This window comes from Tatumella ptyseos ATCC 33301, assembly GCF_000735525.1.
GTDB lineage: Bacteria > Pseudomonadota > Gammaproteobacteria > Enterobacterales > Enterobacteriaceae > Tatumella > Tatumella ptyseos.
Window position 1 is genome coordinate 53,315 of record NZ_JMPR01000048.1, and the last position, 14,252, is coordinate 67,566.

17 protein-coding genes are annotated in these 14,252 nt (G+C 38.7%); all 17 read right to left on the bottom strand.

The window, feature by feature from the left end; all coding sequences use genetic code 11:
* Positions 1 to 309 precede the first annotated feature (309 nt).
* A complete protein-coding gene (locus tag GTPT_RS16795) occupies positions 310 to 747 on the bottom strand; it encodes a hypothetical protein (protein ID WP_051170714.1) in 438 nt (145 codons plus the stop codon).
* Entirely contained in the window at positions 744 to 1,109 is a 366-nt protein-coding gene (locus GTPT_RS15535) for a tlde1 domain-containing protein (RefSeq protein ID WP_029989829.1), read from the bottom strand. Before GTPT_RS15535 ends, GTPT_RS16795 begins: the two co-directional genes overlap by 4 nt.
* 101 nt (positions 1,110 to 1,210) lie before the next feature.
* Complete coding sequence (locus GTPT_RS16800; protein ID WP_156022678.1) at positions 1,211 to 1,678, bottom strand: hypothetical protein; 468 nt, start codon at positions 1,676 to 1,678, stop codon at positions 1,211 to 1,213.
* The gene (locus tag GTPT_RS15545; protein WP_029989825.1) at positions 1,642 to 2,007 is read right to left on the bottom strand and encodes a tlde1 domain-containing protein; all 366 of its coding nucleotides are present in this window, start codon (positions 2,005 to 2,007) and stop codon (positions 1,642 to 1,644) included. Before GTPT_RS15545 ends, GTPT_RS16800 begins: the two co-directional genes overlap by 37 nt.
* Positions 2,008 to 2,408: 401 nt before the next feature.
* Complete coding sequence (locus tag GTPT_RS16805; protein WP_025902683.1) at positions 2,409 to 2,843, bottom strand: hypothetical protein; 435 nt, start codon at positions 2,841 to 2,843, stop codon at positions 2,409 to 2,411.
* Entirely contained in the window at positions 2,840 to 3,205 is a 366-nt protein-coding gene (locus GTPT_RS15555) for a tlde1 domain-containing protein (protein ID WP_025902684.1), read from the bottom strand. Before GTPT_RS15555 ends, GTPT_RS16805 begins: the two co-directional genes overlap by 4 nt.
* Positions 3,206 to 3,525: 320 nt before the next feature.
* Positions 3,526 to 4,377, bottom strand: a complete 852-nt coding sequence (rfbD, locus tag GTPT_RS15560; RefSeq protein ID WP_029989820.1) for a dTDP-4-dehydrorhamnose reductase — start codon at positions 4,375 to 4,377, stop codon at positions 3,526 to 3,528.
* A complete protein-coding gene (locus GTPT_RS15565) occupies positions 4,374 to 5,327 on the bottom strand; it encodes a glycosyltransferase family 32 protein (protein WP_051170712.1) in 954 nt (317 codons plus the stop codon). The genes rfbD and GTPT_RS15565 overlap by 4 nt, the downstream gene beginning before the upstream one ends.
* Complete coding sequence (locus tag GTPT_RS15570) at positions 5,305 to 6,597, bottom strand: flippase (RefSeq protein ID WP_156097541.1); 1,293 nt, start codon at positions 6,595 to 6,597, stop codon at positions 5,305 to 5,307. Before GTPT_RS15570 ends, GTPT_RS15565 begins: the two co-directional genes overlap by 23 nt.
* Before the next feature lie 78 nt (positions 6,598 to 6,675).
* Complete coding sequence (gene rfbC / locus GTPT_RS15575; protein WP_029991521.1) at positions 6,676 to 7,209, bottom strand: dTDP-4-dehydrorhamnose 3,5-epimerase; 534 nt, start codon at positions 7,207 to 7,209, stop codon at positions 6,676 to 6,678.
* Position 7,210: 1 nt separating this feature from the next.
* Positions 7,211 to 8,080 carry a glucose-1-phosphate thymidylyltransferase RfbA gene (gene rfbA / locus GTPT_RS15580; RefSeq protein ID WP_029991522.1) on the bottom strand — a complete coding sequence of 290 codons (870 nt, stop codon included), beginning with the start codon at positions 8,078 to 8,080 and terminating at the stop codon, positions 7,211 to 7,213.
* 15 nt (positions 8,081 to 8,095) lie between these two features.
* Positions 8,096 to 9,157, bottom strand: coding sequence for a dTDP-glucose 4,6-dehydratase (gene rffG, locus GTPT_RS15585; RefSeq protein ID WP_029991523.1), 1,062 nt, complete (start codon positions 9,155 to 9,157; stop codon positions 8,096 to 8,098).
* A gap of 116 nt (positions 9,158 to 9,273) precedes the next feature.
* The gene (locus tag GTPT_RS15590; RefSeq protein WP_156022704.1) at positions 9,274 to 10,119 is read right to left on the bottom strand and encodes a glycosyltransferase family protein; all 846 of its coding nucleotides are present in this window, start codon (positions 10,117 to 10,119) and stop codon (positions 9,274 to 9,276) included.
* A gap of 67 nt (positions 10,120 to 10,186) precedes the next feature.
* Positions 10,187 to 11,158 (bottom strand): glycosyltransferase family 32 protein, encoded by a 972-nt coding sequence (locus GTPT_RS16810; RefSeq protein WP_051845741.1) that lies wholly within the window; start codon positions 11,156 to 11,158, stop codon positions 10,187 to 10,189.
* Positions 11,151 to 12,179 (bottom strand): glycoside hydrolase family 43 protein, encoded by a 1,029-nt coding sequence (locus GTPT_RS15600; protein WP_051170954.1) that lies wholly within the window; start codon positions 12,177 to 12,179, stop codon positions 11,151 to 11,153. Before GTPT_RS15600 ends, GTPT_RS16810 begins: the two co-directional genes overlap by 8 nt.
* 15 nt (positions 12,180 to 12,194) lie before the next feature.
* Positions 12,195 to 13,121 (bottom strand): glycosyltransferase, encoded by a 927-nt coding sequence (locus GTPT_RS15605; RefSeq protein WP_156097542.1) that lies wholly within the window; start codon positions 13,119 to 13,121, stop codon positions 12,195 to 12,197.
* 243 nt (positions 13,122 to 13,364) lie between these two features.
* Entirely contained in the window at positions 13,365 to 14,246 is an 882-nt protein-coding gene (locus GTPT_RS15615) for a glycosyltransferase family 2 protein (protein WP_029991701.1), read from the bottom strand.
* Positions 14,247 to 14,252: the final 6 nt, after the last annotated feature.

Sequence of the window (14,252 nt, forward strand, 5' to 3'; positions counted from 1 at the left end):
AAACCGCTCTTTCTGGCGAAAGATATTAAAATTGAGATCCGGCGCAAATTAAATTTTCGGTAATATCGGAAAAAGAACCATAAAAAGAGACATAACGAACAATCAATAATAAAACGATAATCGAATCACAAAAACCAAAAGTCATTTAAATAAAATTAATAATAGTGACAGAGATCAGAGTTTGACGGAAATGGCCGTACGGCAAGAAACGGCCAGGATATTTACACAGGGCTGCCGCCGCGATAACGATAACGGCAGCTCAGAAAGTGTTTCAGTATTCAATAGCTCATTGGTAACTGTTGCAGAACCTCAGAACTCACGCTGCACCGTGATATAGCCGTTAAAACGGATGGAGCACTCTTCTTCGTTAACCAGGGAAGACCCGATAAAAATATTTTTTTTACTGTCCGGTGAAAGATAAGTGTATTTCACAACCAGGTTAACCGCGTGATAATCATAAAAAGTGCTGAAATAATCGTCCAGTGTTAACACGATATCTCCCAATCGCAACTGATCCCTCGTGCGGGAAGCTGCTGCGTATTGCAATGCCAGTGGCCGGCTGACAGGCGTTTCTGCCAGTTGCTCCATGACAGGCAAGCCCGATACAGCCGCAGTGAGCCCCGTATCTTCCAGCATTTTCCGGGTCATCTCAAGTTCCACCGCCGACCCTGGCACCACACAAGGGTTGGCAGCAATCGCTGAGCCGGGAAGCAGAAAAAGTAAAAATATACCGCGGATAATTTTCATTTGATGACCAGCCGATGATCGCCACTATTCCATATCGTCCGGCGGTAGCCGAAATCTGCAACAATACAACCCCTTGAGGCCGTGCCGGGAAACTTTTGGCTATCACCATGGATCACAAACCCCGCTCTGCCGCACATCGCATTGTCTTTATGTGGGGTCAGCGGAAGACTGTAAGGTCCGGTGAGTGGAGAGTATCGCGGAGGATTAATGGTATAAATCCCTGCAGGTAACGGCCCTTTGTTTTTTATACACTGGAATGCAGGCATATTTTTAAACCCGGGGGCACCCGCATACATTGCATCAAACTGATATACGTCATTAAGGTAAAATTTCCTTTCAGAAACGATGTACATCCATGTCATAACTCACCTCACGATAATATTTTTAATATCAGCAATGACTTAACATTACAGGGACTGGCGTCTTTTTTAAAAGTCAGGCTGCTGTGGCCAGACTGAAAGAATCAAAATTCACGCTGAACCGTAATATAGCCATTAAAACGGATGGAGCACTCTTCACTATTCACAATAGAAGTCCCGATATAAATATTCTTCTTACCTGCCACTGAAGTATAAGTATATTTTACTGTCAGATTCACTGCCTGCTGACTGAAGTAAATATCATAATAACGATCGATGCTGAGAGTGGTGACACCGGGTCTTTGTATGTCACTGTTATGATCGGCGACAGCATATTGCATCGCCAGAAAATGACCGACGGGTACAGAACTTAATTGTTCCATTTGCGCTGCACCCAAAAATTTCTGACTCAGGCCCGTGTCCTCTGTTAACTGAGAAGTCATGCCAATTTCAACCGAAGACCCGGAAACCACGCAGGGATTGCTGGCCTGAGCTCCCCCTCCCGGAAACAATATTAATAACCCGACAAAGCGTTTCATTTCACAACCAGCCAGCGATCCCTGCTTTGCCATATCCGCTCTCTGTAAGAACGTGCGATCACTATACATCCTTTAGAAGCTGAGCCCGGGGAAGTCAGACTATCTCCATGGATCAGGAATGCCTCCCGTCCACACATGTTATTATCGGGTTCCGGCAGCAACGGCAGTGTGGATGGCCCTGTACCAGAAGAAAGATAAGGAGAACCAATGCGGTATGTCCCCGAGGGTAATGGCCCCTTATTTTTAAGACATTGATAGCGGGCCTGATCTTTATAACCGGGAGCACCGGCATAACGGGCACTGAACTGGTAAACCCCATCACGAAGAAAGTTTTTGTTAGTTATAATGTACGTCCATGTCATAATCACTCTCCTGAGTAAAAGTAACCGGTGTAAGAATCACGGGAAAATCGGCTAGTGAAAAGTGTATTATTTTAAAATAACGACCGGAGTCACAATTATTATTTAACAGGAACGGATAGGGATATTTTCTATCGGAAGGTGTATATATGCTAAGTGAGATGCTGTTGGAGACTCACGGCAGAGGCCGTATATCCGGAGGTGAATAAACGCAGGGAGGGAATGGTTGTAAAAGAGTAATGAAAAGAGATGAATTCGGACAGAGTGTAAGAATTAAACTGAATTGACATTAAGAAAGGGAAATATCTCACCCTAAAAACTAAAACTAAAAATGCGGAAGATGCTTCCGCATAAAAAATACAAACCTCACCTGTGCACTATGCCGGAATAATTTTATCGCTAAATCAGAATTCTCTTTGCTGAGTGATATACCCTGCCGATCCCACCGAGCATTCATTATCATTAATCAGCGAAGCTGCAATATAAATATTCGTTTTGTTATCCGGAAAATGGTAGGTATAACGAACCGTCTCCAGCACGGGATGCGCCTCTGTAAAGATGCGGAAATAATCATCACGGGTAAGAATGCTTCCCCCCGGGAGCTTACTGGCTGCCGCATAAGACGCATCCGCTAACTGGCCCGCCAGTAAATCCCCTGCCGGGACGGCAGATAACACCTCCACCACTGGTACAGGAAATTTTCGGGTGACCAATCCTGTGTCTTTTTCGATTTGGTCTTTCAGCATAATTTCCGGTGCAGCCCCCGGTACAGCACAAGGTGTGCTGTCTGCGCAGGCGTTACCAATAAACAAAGCAAGAATCAAAGGATAGATTTTCATAGAACGATTAACTCATGGTCATGACTCAGCCAGATAGCTCTGCGATCCCCGGGACGCATAACAATACATCCCTGAGATGCTGTACCGGGGTCCCTCCGGCTATCACCGTGGATCATAAATGCACTGCGGCCACACATGCTGTTAGCGGCATCCGGTATCAGCGGCAGAGAATAATAACCTGTCGTTGAAGAGTTAACCGGTGCGGTAATCCGGTATTTTCCCGCAGGGAGAGGCCCTTTGTTAACAACGCATTGATATTGTGGATCATCCTTATAACCCGGCGCTCCGGCATACAAAGCAGAAAACCGATAAATACCGTCATGATAAAACCTGCGGGTTCTCACCTGATACGTCCATGTCATAACAACTCCAGATAGCAGTAAATGAAGGTATAACCCCGCATGCTTTCCCGCGGAAGAGTTTATGGCACAGGGAGGATCGGAGCCGGGGCAACGTCAGAGGCAGTATGCCGGGCGGCAGGAGTTGAGACAAAGTAAAACGATTTGCTTTATGAAGAGGATCACAGCTTATATCAGTAAATCAGAGGATTACAGCAGATAAGGAATATGAGACCGGAAAAAGAGAAGCAGGAGGCAGAAGGCAGACAATATGAGGCACTGAATTTGAGGCAGGAAATATCCTGGGGGAAAAGAGGCTCCGTGCAGGAAGCACGGAGCGGGGATTACAACTGAGGGATAATCTTAGCTAAAGCCGCCTGCCAGTCTGAAGCGGGCGAATAGCCAGAGACTTTCTCAGTCGATAGTACTGAGTAAGCCGGGCGTTGTGCCGGAGTCGGGTACTGAGCGGTAGTGATAAAATTAACTTTCGGTTGTGCTTTCAGAAATCCGCTATTTTCACCTTCGGCGAAAATAGCCTGAGCAAACTCCGCCCAGGAAACGCTCTTATCGCCGCAATAATGATAAATACCAGCCGGAGCATTACCCGTCAGTAAGCGCAGGATTGCGGTGGCGATATCACCCGCATAGGTCGGGCAGCCGTACTGATCTGCCACCACACCCAGCTCAGGACGATCTTTGGCGAGACGCAGCATCGTCTTAACAAAGTTATTGCCGTATTCACTAAACACCCAGGCCGTACGCACAATAATCGCTTCAGGAAGAATGCTGCGCACCAGTAACTCACCGGCAAGTTTAGTTTGCCCGTAAACCCCTAACGGGTTAACGGCATCCGTTTCCTGATAAGGCGCGTTACCGGAACCATCAAAAACATAATCAGTAGAGACATGTACAAAACGGGCATCAACTGCTTTAGCGGCTAAAGCCAGGTTTTCAGGCCCGCGGGTGTTTACCGCAGCGGCACGTACGGCTTCAGTTTCGGCCTTATCAACGGCAGTATAAGCTGCAGCATTAATGATAACATCCGGTTGAAATGCTGCCACAGCGTCGAGAACGGCTTGCCTGTTACTGATATCGAGTTCCTGAGAACCCAGAGCCAGTACTTTATCATCTTTGGACACTACATCCTGGAAACAACGGCCCAGTTGGCCGTTAGCGCCGGTTAGAAGGATTTTCATTGAGTACCTGAATGATTACTTTTGATAACATTATATATGTAACTACCTTTTTTAATTTTACCTGAACTCAGTGTGTTCTCAACAACATTCCTAACTTGCGAGGTAAGTTTAATCAACTTTAACTTAGGAATATCACTTTCATTCTTTTTGGTAAGCACAGTTGCTACATAAAGACCATTAAATTTATATTTATAATTGAAGTAGTGCCCAACACTAGATGAAGATGCATAAAGCACCTTAAAATAATTTTCACGTAGAACTTTTATAGCTGATATATAACACAACAAATAATCCGGCCTGGTCAGTTTTTGCACAAAACTTTTATTATACTTTATATCATTGTAAAACTCTGTTGGGCTATTGCTAAATATGCACAGGGAAAACTCTCTCAACCACGCCCTAATAAAAAGACTCCCTAAAGGAGCAACAATGAACCAATTTTCTGTAATTGGAAAATTTATATCCTCAGTGCATTCATCAGAAAAAAACACAAAGGCATCATGATTATTAATCCTCTCAAAAATCCATTCTATATTATCATTAAGAAGAATAGAAGAATCCATCCATATACCACCATATGTATCTAGTAACTTTAGACGTATATAGTCAGCTTTTATTGCAATTGGCAATTCTTCGGAAATATCAGGGACGGTAATAAAATCCTTAACAGTGCTCTCATTTAAGAAATTCACTTCGAACTCAGGACAGTATGATCGTATTCTTTCGACGCATAAATTAACTATAGTTGGCACTTCATCTATTGAATGCCAATATAGCCATATAACTTTAGGGTAACTATAAGCAGGGCGAACGGCGTCATTATTAAACTCCAGGAACTTTGGACTTATTACTTTTGCATCATTTGAATAGATAATAAAAAGAATCTTAATCCTACTAGCTATATGATTTATAAACTGCTTAACAGAATTAATACTTTCTCTTAAGAACATAATTTACAGACTCTTTAATGGATTTAATTGTTAATATATCCCAAGTGAACAAATCAACACCCTTTCTTTTCAAATAAATTATTTGATATAAGGATATAACTATTTCTGAAATAGTCCAAACCATAGCGGTAACAACCCCCCCCCCCATTCTTATGAAGAAAAAGTTAAGAATCAGACTAAATACAGCTATATATACTTGTATTTTCAGAAAGGCTCTATCCATACCTAGATTAAGCATAACTTGCCCCCCGATAAAAACACCGAAGAACACTGCAAAAACACCGATTGACAATATAGAAACCAATGGTGTGATGGGGAGGAACTTTTCCCCAAATAGAATGAGAACTATATAGTGATTAAAGGAATTTATAAAAAATAAAAAAGCAAGGCTTATTATTATAAAAAGAGGTAGTATTTTCCTTACTGAATAGATACCGAAGTCCTTACCATCCCCAAACTTCTTTGAAAGAATAGGGAATATTATCTGAGAAATAGGCATTAGAATTATTGATTTGGATACATCCATTAGTTTCTGAGCCGACGTATAAAATCCGACATCAACTTTGGTTGATAAAGCACCTAGCATTACAATTCCTGTAGTGGTGTAAATATTTGTAACTACTGATGATAAAAATAAATACCCACCATCAAAAGTAAGTCCCTTAATTAAATTTATATCTGGAAGTATAAATCTAATCTTATATCTTTTTATAGCATATAAAAAAACGATTAAAGATGTAAGGAATGAAACGACATTCACAATCATAACGTACAAAATTAAATCAGATGCATCCTTAACCAGGAATATTATGAGCAAAAAAGAAACAAGCTTAGTAAGAAAAGAAATTGCAGCAATTATTTTGAAATCGCTATAAGCCTGAAGAAACCAATTTTGAGTAAACAATGATGCCAGACATGAAAAATAAGAAACCCAACATATCCAAGAATAATCTCTTAACCCATTAAAAAACAAAACACAAAAATAAAAAACAATTGTACACAAGAGAAATATAAAAAACTGAATAGAAAAAACCCCCCAAAAAAGCTTATCTTTATCTTTGGGGTTACGTGTCAACCATCTAACACCAGTATAATTGAAGCTATAGTTAACAAAAAGAGAAAAATAACCAACTATAGCAGCTACATAATTAATTAAACCTATATTCTGAGGACCAAAAGCACGAGATACTATTGGAATGGTAACTAAAGGGAATATATAGTTAGCCATTTGCACACTTGACATATAAAGAAGGTTCTTTATATTACTCATAATCAGCACCAATCCAGTTCCAGAGTTAATGGCTATTTAAAAAACAACCACCATTATAGTCTTAGCAGGTATCAGGAATTAAATACTTTTAAAATCAAATCCACACTTATCTTTATCTGAAAGTATAGGTTCAAAATCTATAGGCCATTCAATCCCAACTTCCGGATCATTCCAGGCCAGACAGCCCTCGAAACCAGGGGTATAGTAATCGGTACACTTATATTCGAAATCAGCAACATCAGAAAGCACCACAAACCCATGTGCCAGTCCCGGCGGGATCCAGAACTGGGTTTTATTCTCTTCAGATAGAATCACCCCTTCCCATTGGCCATAGGTCGGTGAATCTTTACGGATATCGACGGCAACATCAAAGACTTCGCCGCGCACTACACGAACCAGTTTCCCCTGGGCATGTTTTGTCTGGAAATGCAGTCCCCTTAAAACACCTTTAGAGGAGCGGGAATGGTTATCCTGTACAAAATCAAAGTCGATACCCAGCATTTCCTGATAGCGTTTTTTTTCAAACGTCTCCAGGAAAAAGCCGCGCTCATCACCAAAAACTCTTGGCTGGATGATTTTTACGTCTGCAATTTTAGTATCGATTACCTTCATTTTATTCCCCGTCGATCATGCGCTGTAAATACTGTCCGTAACCGGTTTTCACCAGTAGTTTTGCCTGAGCCTGTACCTGCTCTTTGCTTAACCAGCCTTTTTTATAGGCAATCTCTTCCAGGCAGGCGACTTTATAACCCTGACGTTTCTCAATGGTATGAATAAACTGAGAGGCTTCCAGAAGACTGTCATGAGTCCCGGTATCCAGCCAGGCAAACCCACGACCCAGTTTTTCTACATGCAACGCATTTTTTTCCAGATACATTTCATTAAGCGTTGTGATTTCAAGTTCACCTCGCTCAGAAGGTTTTACCTGTTTAGCCATATCCACCACATCTTTATCGTAGAAATATAAACCAGTGACTGCCCAGTTAGATTTAGGCTGAGCCGGTTTCTCTTCAAGAGAAATCGCGCGGTTATTTTCGTCAAATTCCACAACCCCGAAACGCTCCGGGTCCAGAACCTGATAACCGAATACCGTAGCACCTTCGCTGCGTTGTACTACATTTTCCAGCTTGCGGCCAAAGCTCTCACCAAAATAAATATTGTCGCCTAATACCAGCGCACAGCTATCGCCGTTAATAAACTCTTCGCCAATCAGGAATGCCTGAGCCAGTCCATCCGGACTTGGCTGAATGGCGTAGGAGAAGCAAACACCGAACTGGCTTCCGTCACCCAGCAGACGTTTGAAGCCAGGCATATCCTCGGGTGTGGAAATGATCAGAATTTCGCGAATACCTGCCAGCATCAGCACCGATATAGGGTAGAACACCATCGGCTTATCATAGATAGGCATTAGCTGTTTTGACGTGCCCTGCGTAATAGGATATAAACGGGTCCCGGACCCACCTGCTAAAACGATACCTTTCATTCATTCTTCCTTTAATCAAATTGAGCCAAGACGTTCGCCGGCATAAGAACCATCAAGAACACGCTGCCACCAGGTTTCGTTGTTCAGATACCATTCAACCGTTTTACGAATACCGGATTCGAAAGTCTCAGCCGGAGTCCAGCCAAGTTCACGCTCAATTTTCGATGCATCAATGGCATAACGCAGATCATGTCCCGGGCGGTCTTTAACATAGGTAATAAGATCGGTGTAGTGCTCAACTCCAGTAGGTTTGTTCGGGACTAATTCTTCCAGTAACTGGCAGATAGTTTTTACTACATCGATATTCTGTCGCTCGTTATGACCACCGATGTTATAAGTTTCGCCCACTTCACCCTCGGTCACTACTTTATACAGTGCTCGAGCATGGTCTTCGACATACAGCCAGTCACGGATCTGGCTACCATTACCGTAAACCGGCAGAGGTTTACCTGCTAATGCATTCAGAATGATCAGCGGGATCAGTTTTTCAGGGAAGTGGTAAGGCCCGTAGTTATTCGAGCAATTGGTCACAATGGTCGGTAAGCCATAGGTTCGTAACCAGGCACGAACCAGATGATCACTGGAGGCTTTAGAAGCAGAATACGGACTACTCGGCGCATAAGGGGTGGTTTCAGTAAAGAGATCATCGGTCCCCTCCAGATCACCGTATACCTCATCAGTCGAAATATGGTGGAAGCGGAAGGTCTGTTTCGCTTCAGTCTCCAGTGTATTCCAATACTGACGCGCCGCTTCCAGCAGGGTATAGGTACCGACTACATTCGTTTCGATAAACGCCGCAGGGCCATCAATGGAACGGTCAACATGGCTTTCAGCTGCCAGATGCATCACCGCGTCTGGCTGATATTTACTAAATAGCGCATCCAGAGCATTACGATCGCAGATATCTACCTGTTCGAAATGATAACGCTGGCTATCCGAAATGGTTGCCAGTGACTCCAGGTTACCGGCATAAGTCAGGCTATCGACGACAATCACTTCATCAAGGGTATTGCCGATAATATTACGCACAACCGCGGAACCAATAAACCCTGCACCGCCGGTAATTAATAGTTTCATTTAATTCACCTAAAAAATAATCCGTGACGTAAAAAAATATATTCAGCTATGATATCTCATATTAAAAAATTATAAAAAATCAAAATAAATATACCATAGAATATCTCACATTTAAATTAACAACGGGGATGCCTGCCGTTGATTATAGCCTTTGTAATATTAACTAAATTAGAGAATCGCAACCTGACGAACTCTTTTAAAAACAACCTTGACATATTATACATCATATGGAAAGGAGTCTTTGAATAGTACAAGCATGACAATACCTCATCGTATAAACGCTCAAGCTTACGCCATTCAGAAACCTGACCACTGGTAGACGACATCTCATGCACTAAAAAATGATGAACATATACAGGAACACATTGGGAGATTTTGTTTAATCGATTTATTTTCCGAAAAATACTCATATCAACTCCATACAATGCAAAATTGGAATCAAAAAGTTCAATTTTTTTTCGTGAGAATAAATCAATTAATTTTCTGTATATAATAAGGCCAGAGCCAATAGAAAGAACGTCTTTATCTAAAGGAAGAAAACCATCAACTCCAGTGTAAACCACCCTATTTATCTGTGGGTATGAATTGAGTCCGGTTTTAATATCAATTATTCGTGGGACAACCAAGTACAAATCTTTTAACCCAATTTCAGGATGTGAAAAATATTCTTTAGAAATAGACGTATCGTCATCGAGAAGGATATAACGTTCAAATCCAGACTGCTTTTCGAGCACTTCGTTATAAATATGACTCAATGGCCTATTGCTATTAGAATTTATAAAATCAACACAATCATAGCCGGTTAATTTATCTAAAAACTCATCATCCTCATCCAACAACTCTGGACCATTATTAACCACTAACAAAGATGAACCTGGAAGAGAAATATGACATAAGGAAATAAGCGTTTTTGACTGACAGAATAATTTATTATATAAGATAACTACTATTAACGTTTTCAATTGTAAACCTTAAGGGTTGAGAGATAAAAATAAAAAACCAATAATTTAGAAAGTTAATTGAAAACTATCATTTCAAAAAAAACAGAATGCTTCTTTTTTTAATAAGCCTAGCGCATGATACCCATTTAAAAAGAAGCCTGTCACTTTTAGTGAGTTTTATTATTTCTGGCTTCACACCAAGAGACTCAACTCTAGCTAATAGATATGTAACTAAATGAGGCTTCCAGGAAACTAATCGCTGATAAAAAAAAGCATTCTCTTCACAACATCTGAGAAAGAAAGAAAATCTATCTGGATGTTGATTCATCACAATTTGAGCAGCCAGGTAAGACAGTAAGTAACCAGGGTTATCAACCAACTGCTTTATTTCACTAAAATCCCCACGCTCTTTTAATTTTTTATAATATGAATCAGAACCAAGAGATATAATAGGATAGAACTCACTGAGCCAGTGTTTAATAAATTTATTACCAGGACGAGAAGCTAAAAACCAATTTTCAATTATTGGTTTATTAAAATCACAAGTTGAAACCTTTCTAAAAAAACCAACAACGTCGTAATCATATCTTTTGAATGAATTTTCCACCCAAGATAGGTCTTCAAAGAAGATGGTACTAATATCTATCCAAACCCCACCATAATCACGTAAAAGGCACAACCTAATAACATCACTTTTATGAGCCGATGATAAATTTACACTATCATTAAACTTCAAATAAGGGAGGTAAGCATTGAAGTTTTTTTTATTTAGTAATTTAACACTATAAGTTGGATTTAATTCAGAAATATTGACAACTAATTTATTAAGATACTCATCTAAAAAAGGATCATCCCAATACATCCAAATTATCTTAGGTAACTCACCAGCTTTATTATCGCATTCTTCGTTACGTATATCCAGACAATACTCTGGCGAGTAAAGATCCTTAGGATTAATCATTGGAATTTTTCTTCCTGTAAAACAGGAAATTAAAAAACGCAAAAAAAAATAACTTTTTTTTATAAAAAAAACCACTGAACGCTTAATATCCTTAGTCATTACCTATCCTTTCCATAGAAAGATTACCATTATTATATTTTATTTCGGAAACAACATATTTACTTTCAATCGGATTGTGGGGCGACCATCTATCTCCAAAAATAAATAAGTTCCCTAGCTTATCTTCGATAGAAAATGCTGATTGAGAATTGAAAGTAGTAGCTATATCTTCAGGCGTCCCCTTGATCGGATTGTTTTTCCTTATCCATGGGCCAAATATATTATCAGATTCAAATAACCTAGCTTGATTAGCTTTCCAACCTGTGAGGCCTGATGTTATCATAAAGTAAGTTTTGTCTATTTTAAAAATTACTGGAGCCTCATTCCGTCCATTTATAAGGACCCTGCTATATTCATTTGTAACTCTGGTATACGTATCATCAAGTAAAGCAACGTGTAATGTATTATTCATCTCCGAGTTATAAATAACATAAGCCTTGCCATCATCATCTTTAAATAAAGTAAAATCTCTTGAGTCGAAACCAGATTCGTAACCTGATTTAAAATATATATCATTAAAATCGTTTTTTTGAAAGTTTACAGGCTTAGTATCTTTATTAGGACGGTAACTGGTTATAAATTTGTATGGGCCTTCTATATTTTTTGACTCAGCAACACCTAGCCTTGCATAACTTTCATTATTAAACCCTTTACGATAATCTATATGAAACCACATTATATATTCATCATTTCTTTTGTTATATATAACTTTAGGTCGTTCAAGATAAATCACATTATCATTCTGATTTGAAGAATATGCTACACCTTTATATTTCCAATTACATAAATCTGAAGACTCGTATAATGAAACACCTTGCTGGACTTTATTGCCATCCATCCCCTTACCTTTCACTTCACCAAACCAATAATACATCCCCTTACTAGATATAACCCCACCTCCATGCGCATTAACACTTGAAGGATTAATGTTATTTTCCCCATCATTCAAACAGGACGAAACACCCTCCCCGTATGTAAAGAGAGGTAAAAAAAGAATAATTAAAGCAATGCACGATTTCATTATTTCCTCCATAAATTACATGTTGGATTCTATATCATTCTTTAGAGTTTGAAAGTAAACTTCTGGGTCATGTTTATTTTTGAGATTTAAAACTGAAATTTTCCCTGAAATAATTATAGAAGTTCGATCATTATAACAACTCATTATCTTTTTCTTTAGTTGCTCAACAATAGATTCTCTAACTTGAAATTTATGGCTCTCGCTAACTATTACTATTTCACCAAAGCTATTAGTCGGAATGTCTATAATATTACTTGGCAAATTTATTTCAGGCAAGGCCCGAACGGAAGTGCTTATAACAGGAACTAACCAGGATTGCATTTCAAGAACGGAATAACCGTATGTGTCACCCCATGTTGGCAAAAGCCCGACATCCTGATGAGATACAAGTAACATTAAATCTTCATTTTTTAATCTACTGTAATGATTTATATAATCATTTTCTATAATTATCTTCTCAATCCCTTCGAAAAAATCATCATTATCCTGAAAGCCACCTAACACATAATTTGTTTTTTTGTTAATATCTCCAACAATATTCAAATTAATATTTCTCGGGGAAATAACACCATCAGAGATTAAAGAATCAAAGGCTAGAATAACCTCAGCGCCCCCCTTTCTATAAAAGTCATTGCCTACAAAAATAAAGTTAAGAGTTTCACTATTATTAATTTTCTTATCAAACAAATTAATCCTCTGTGGAGGATGCTTTATCCTTATTTTATTCTTTATTGCATCTGAGAATTCTGGATAAGACGAAAGCATTTTATTTTGTATATCAAATGCCGATTTAGAAAGTGTATTGATGAACTTACAATTATCTTTAGATAATAAACTTAGATATTTATAAACATCTTTTCTTTTTGAATAATCTACTTCACCATCTTGAAGCCTGTGAATATCCGCAATACTATCCATCCTTGGTATTGTAGTTTCGAACACCACCCCCCAGTTTTTTTTGTGATTGGAATGTAGTTAAAGGTAACGTAAAAATCAATCTGTTTATGCAATGAGGATAAAAGGTCACGGAATATATATCCTTCATCTTTACTACCAAATAATCTCAGAATTTTATTTTTATACTTATAATAATCATAATTTTCCATATTAATTAAATCGAAGAACTCTTCGTTACATATACATCTTAACTCAGGATAATTAACCCTAGCAGTAGCAACTTTAATTCTAGCCATTCTTAATCCTCCTAAGTATATATATAAAGAAATCTTTCTTTGCTAAAGATGACGACCCCATAAAAAACAAACCAAAATTAATTATCGACATAATTCCATTCCCGTCAGATTTTAATTTATGTGTGAGTTTGAATGCTTTATATACCCTTACATCCTTTTTATTTAAATATGGCTTCATCTGTAACAACCACCAAGATGAAAACTTTACTGATTCCCCTTTGTTTTTTGCAGTACTTCTTCCCCTAATATTATAATTACTTAGTAACTCAGGAATGAAGTGGAAATATAATCCTATCTGATCGGCTCTTATGCAAAAATCATAATCTTGATGCCTTATGAAACCCTCATTAAATTTTACTTTTAAATATGTATCTCTATGTACTACTATAGTAGATGTTTGTATAAAACCAGCCACACCAAAAAGATAAGATGCTATTGTTTCTTTACTGACTACATAAGGCCTAACGGGCATTTCTTTTATCTTACACCCATCTTGCATTACATTTAATTTAGAGTAGAAGATTATATCTTTTTTATCCAACCTGCAAATTTCTTCATTATACCTTAGTAACTTATCCTCATGCCATGTGTCATCTGCATCCAGTAATGCTATATATTTCCCAGATGAAATCTCAACCCCTTTATTTCTAGCCCCAGAACCATTCAATTTAACTTTTGAGTAAAAGCATTTTAAATTATCATATTTGCTTTGATAGTGTTCGATTACTAACTTTAACTCTTCAGAATCATCAGAACAATCATCAACTATTACCACTTCATAATTGGTAAACTTTTGATTAAAAACACTATCAAGTGTATTCTTTATTTCGGAACTTGCATTAAATGCAGGGATAACTACCGAGAACATATACATTTGGGG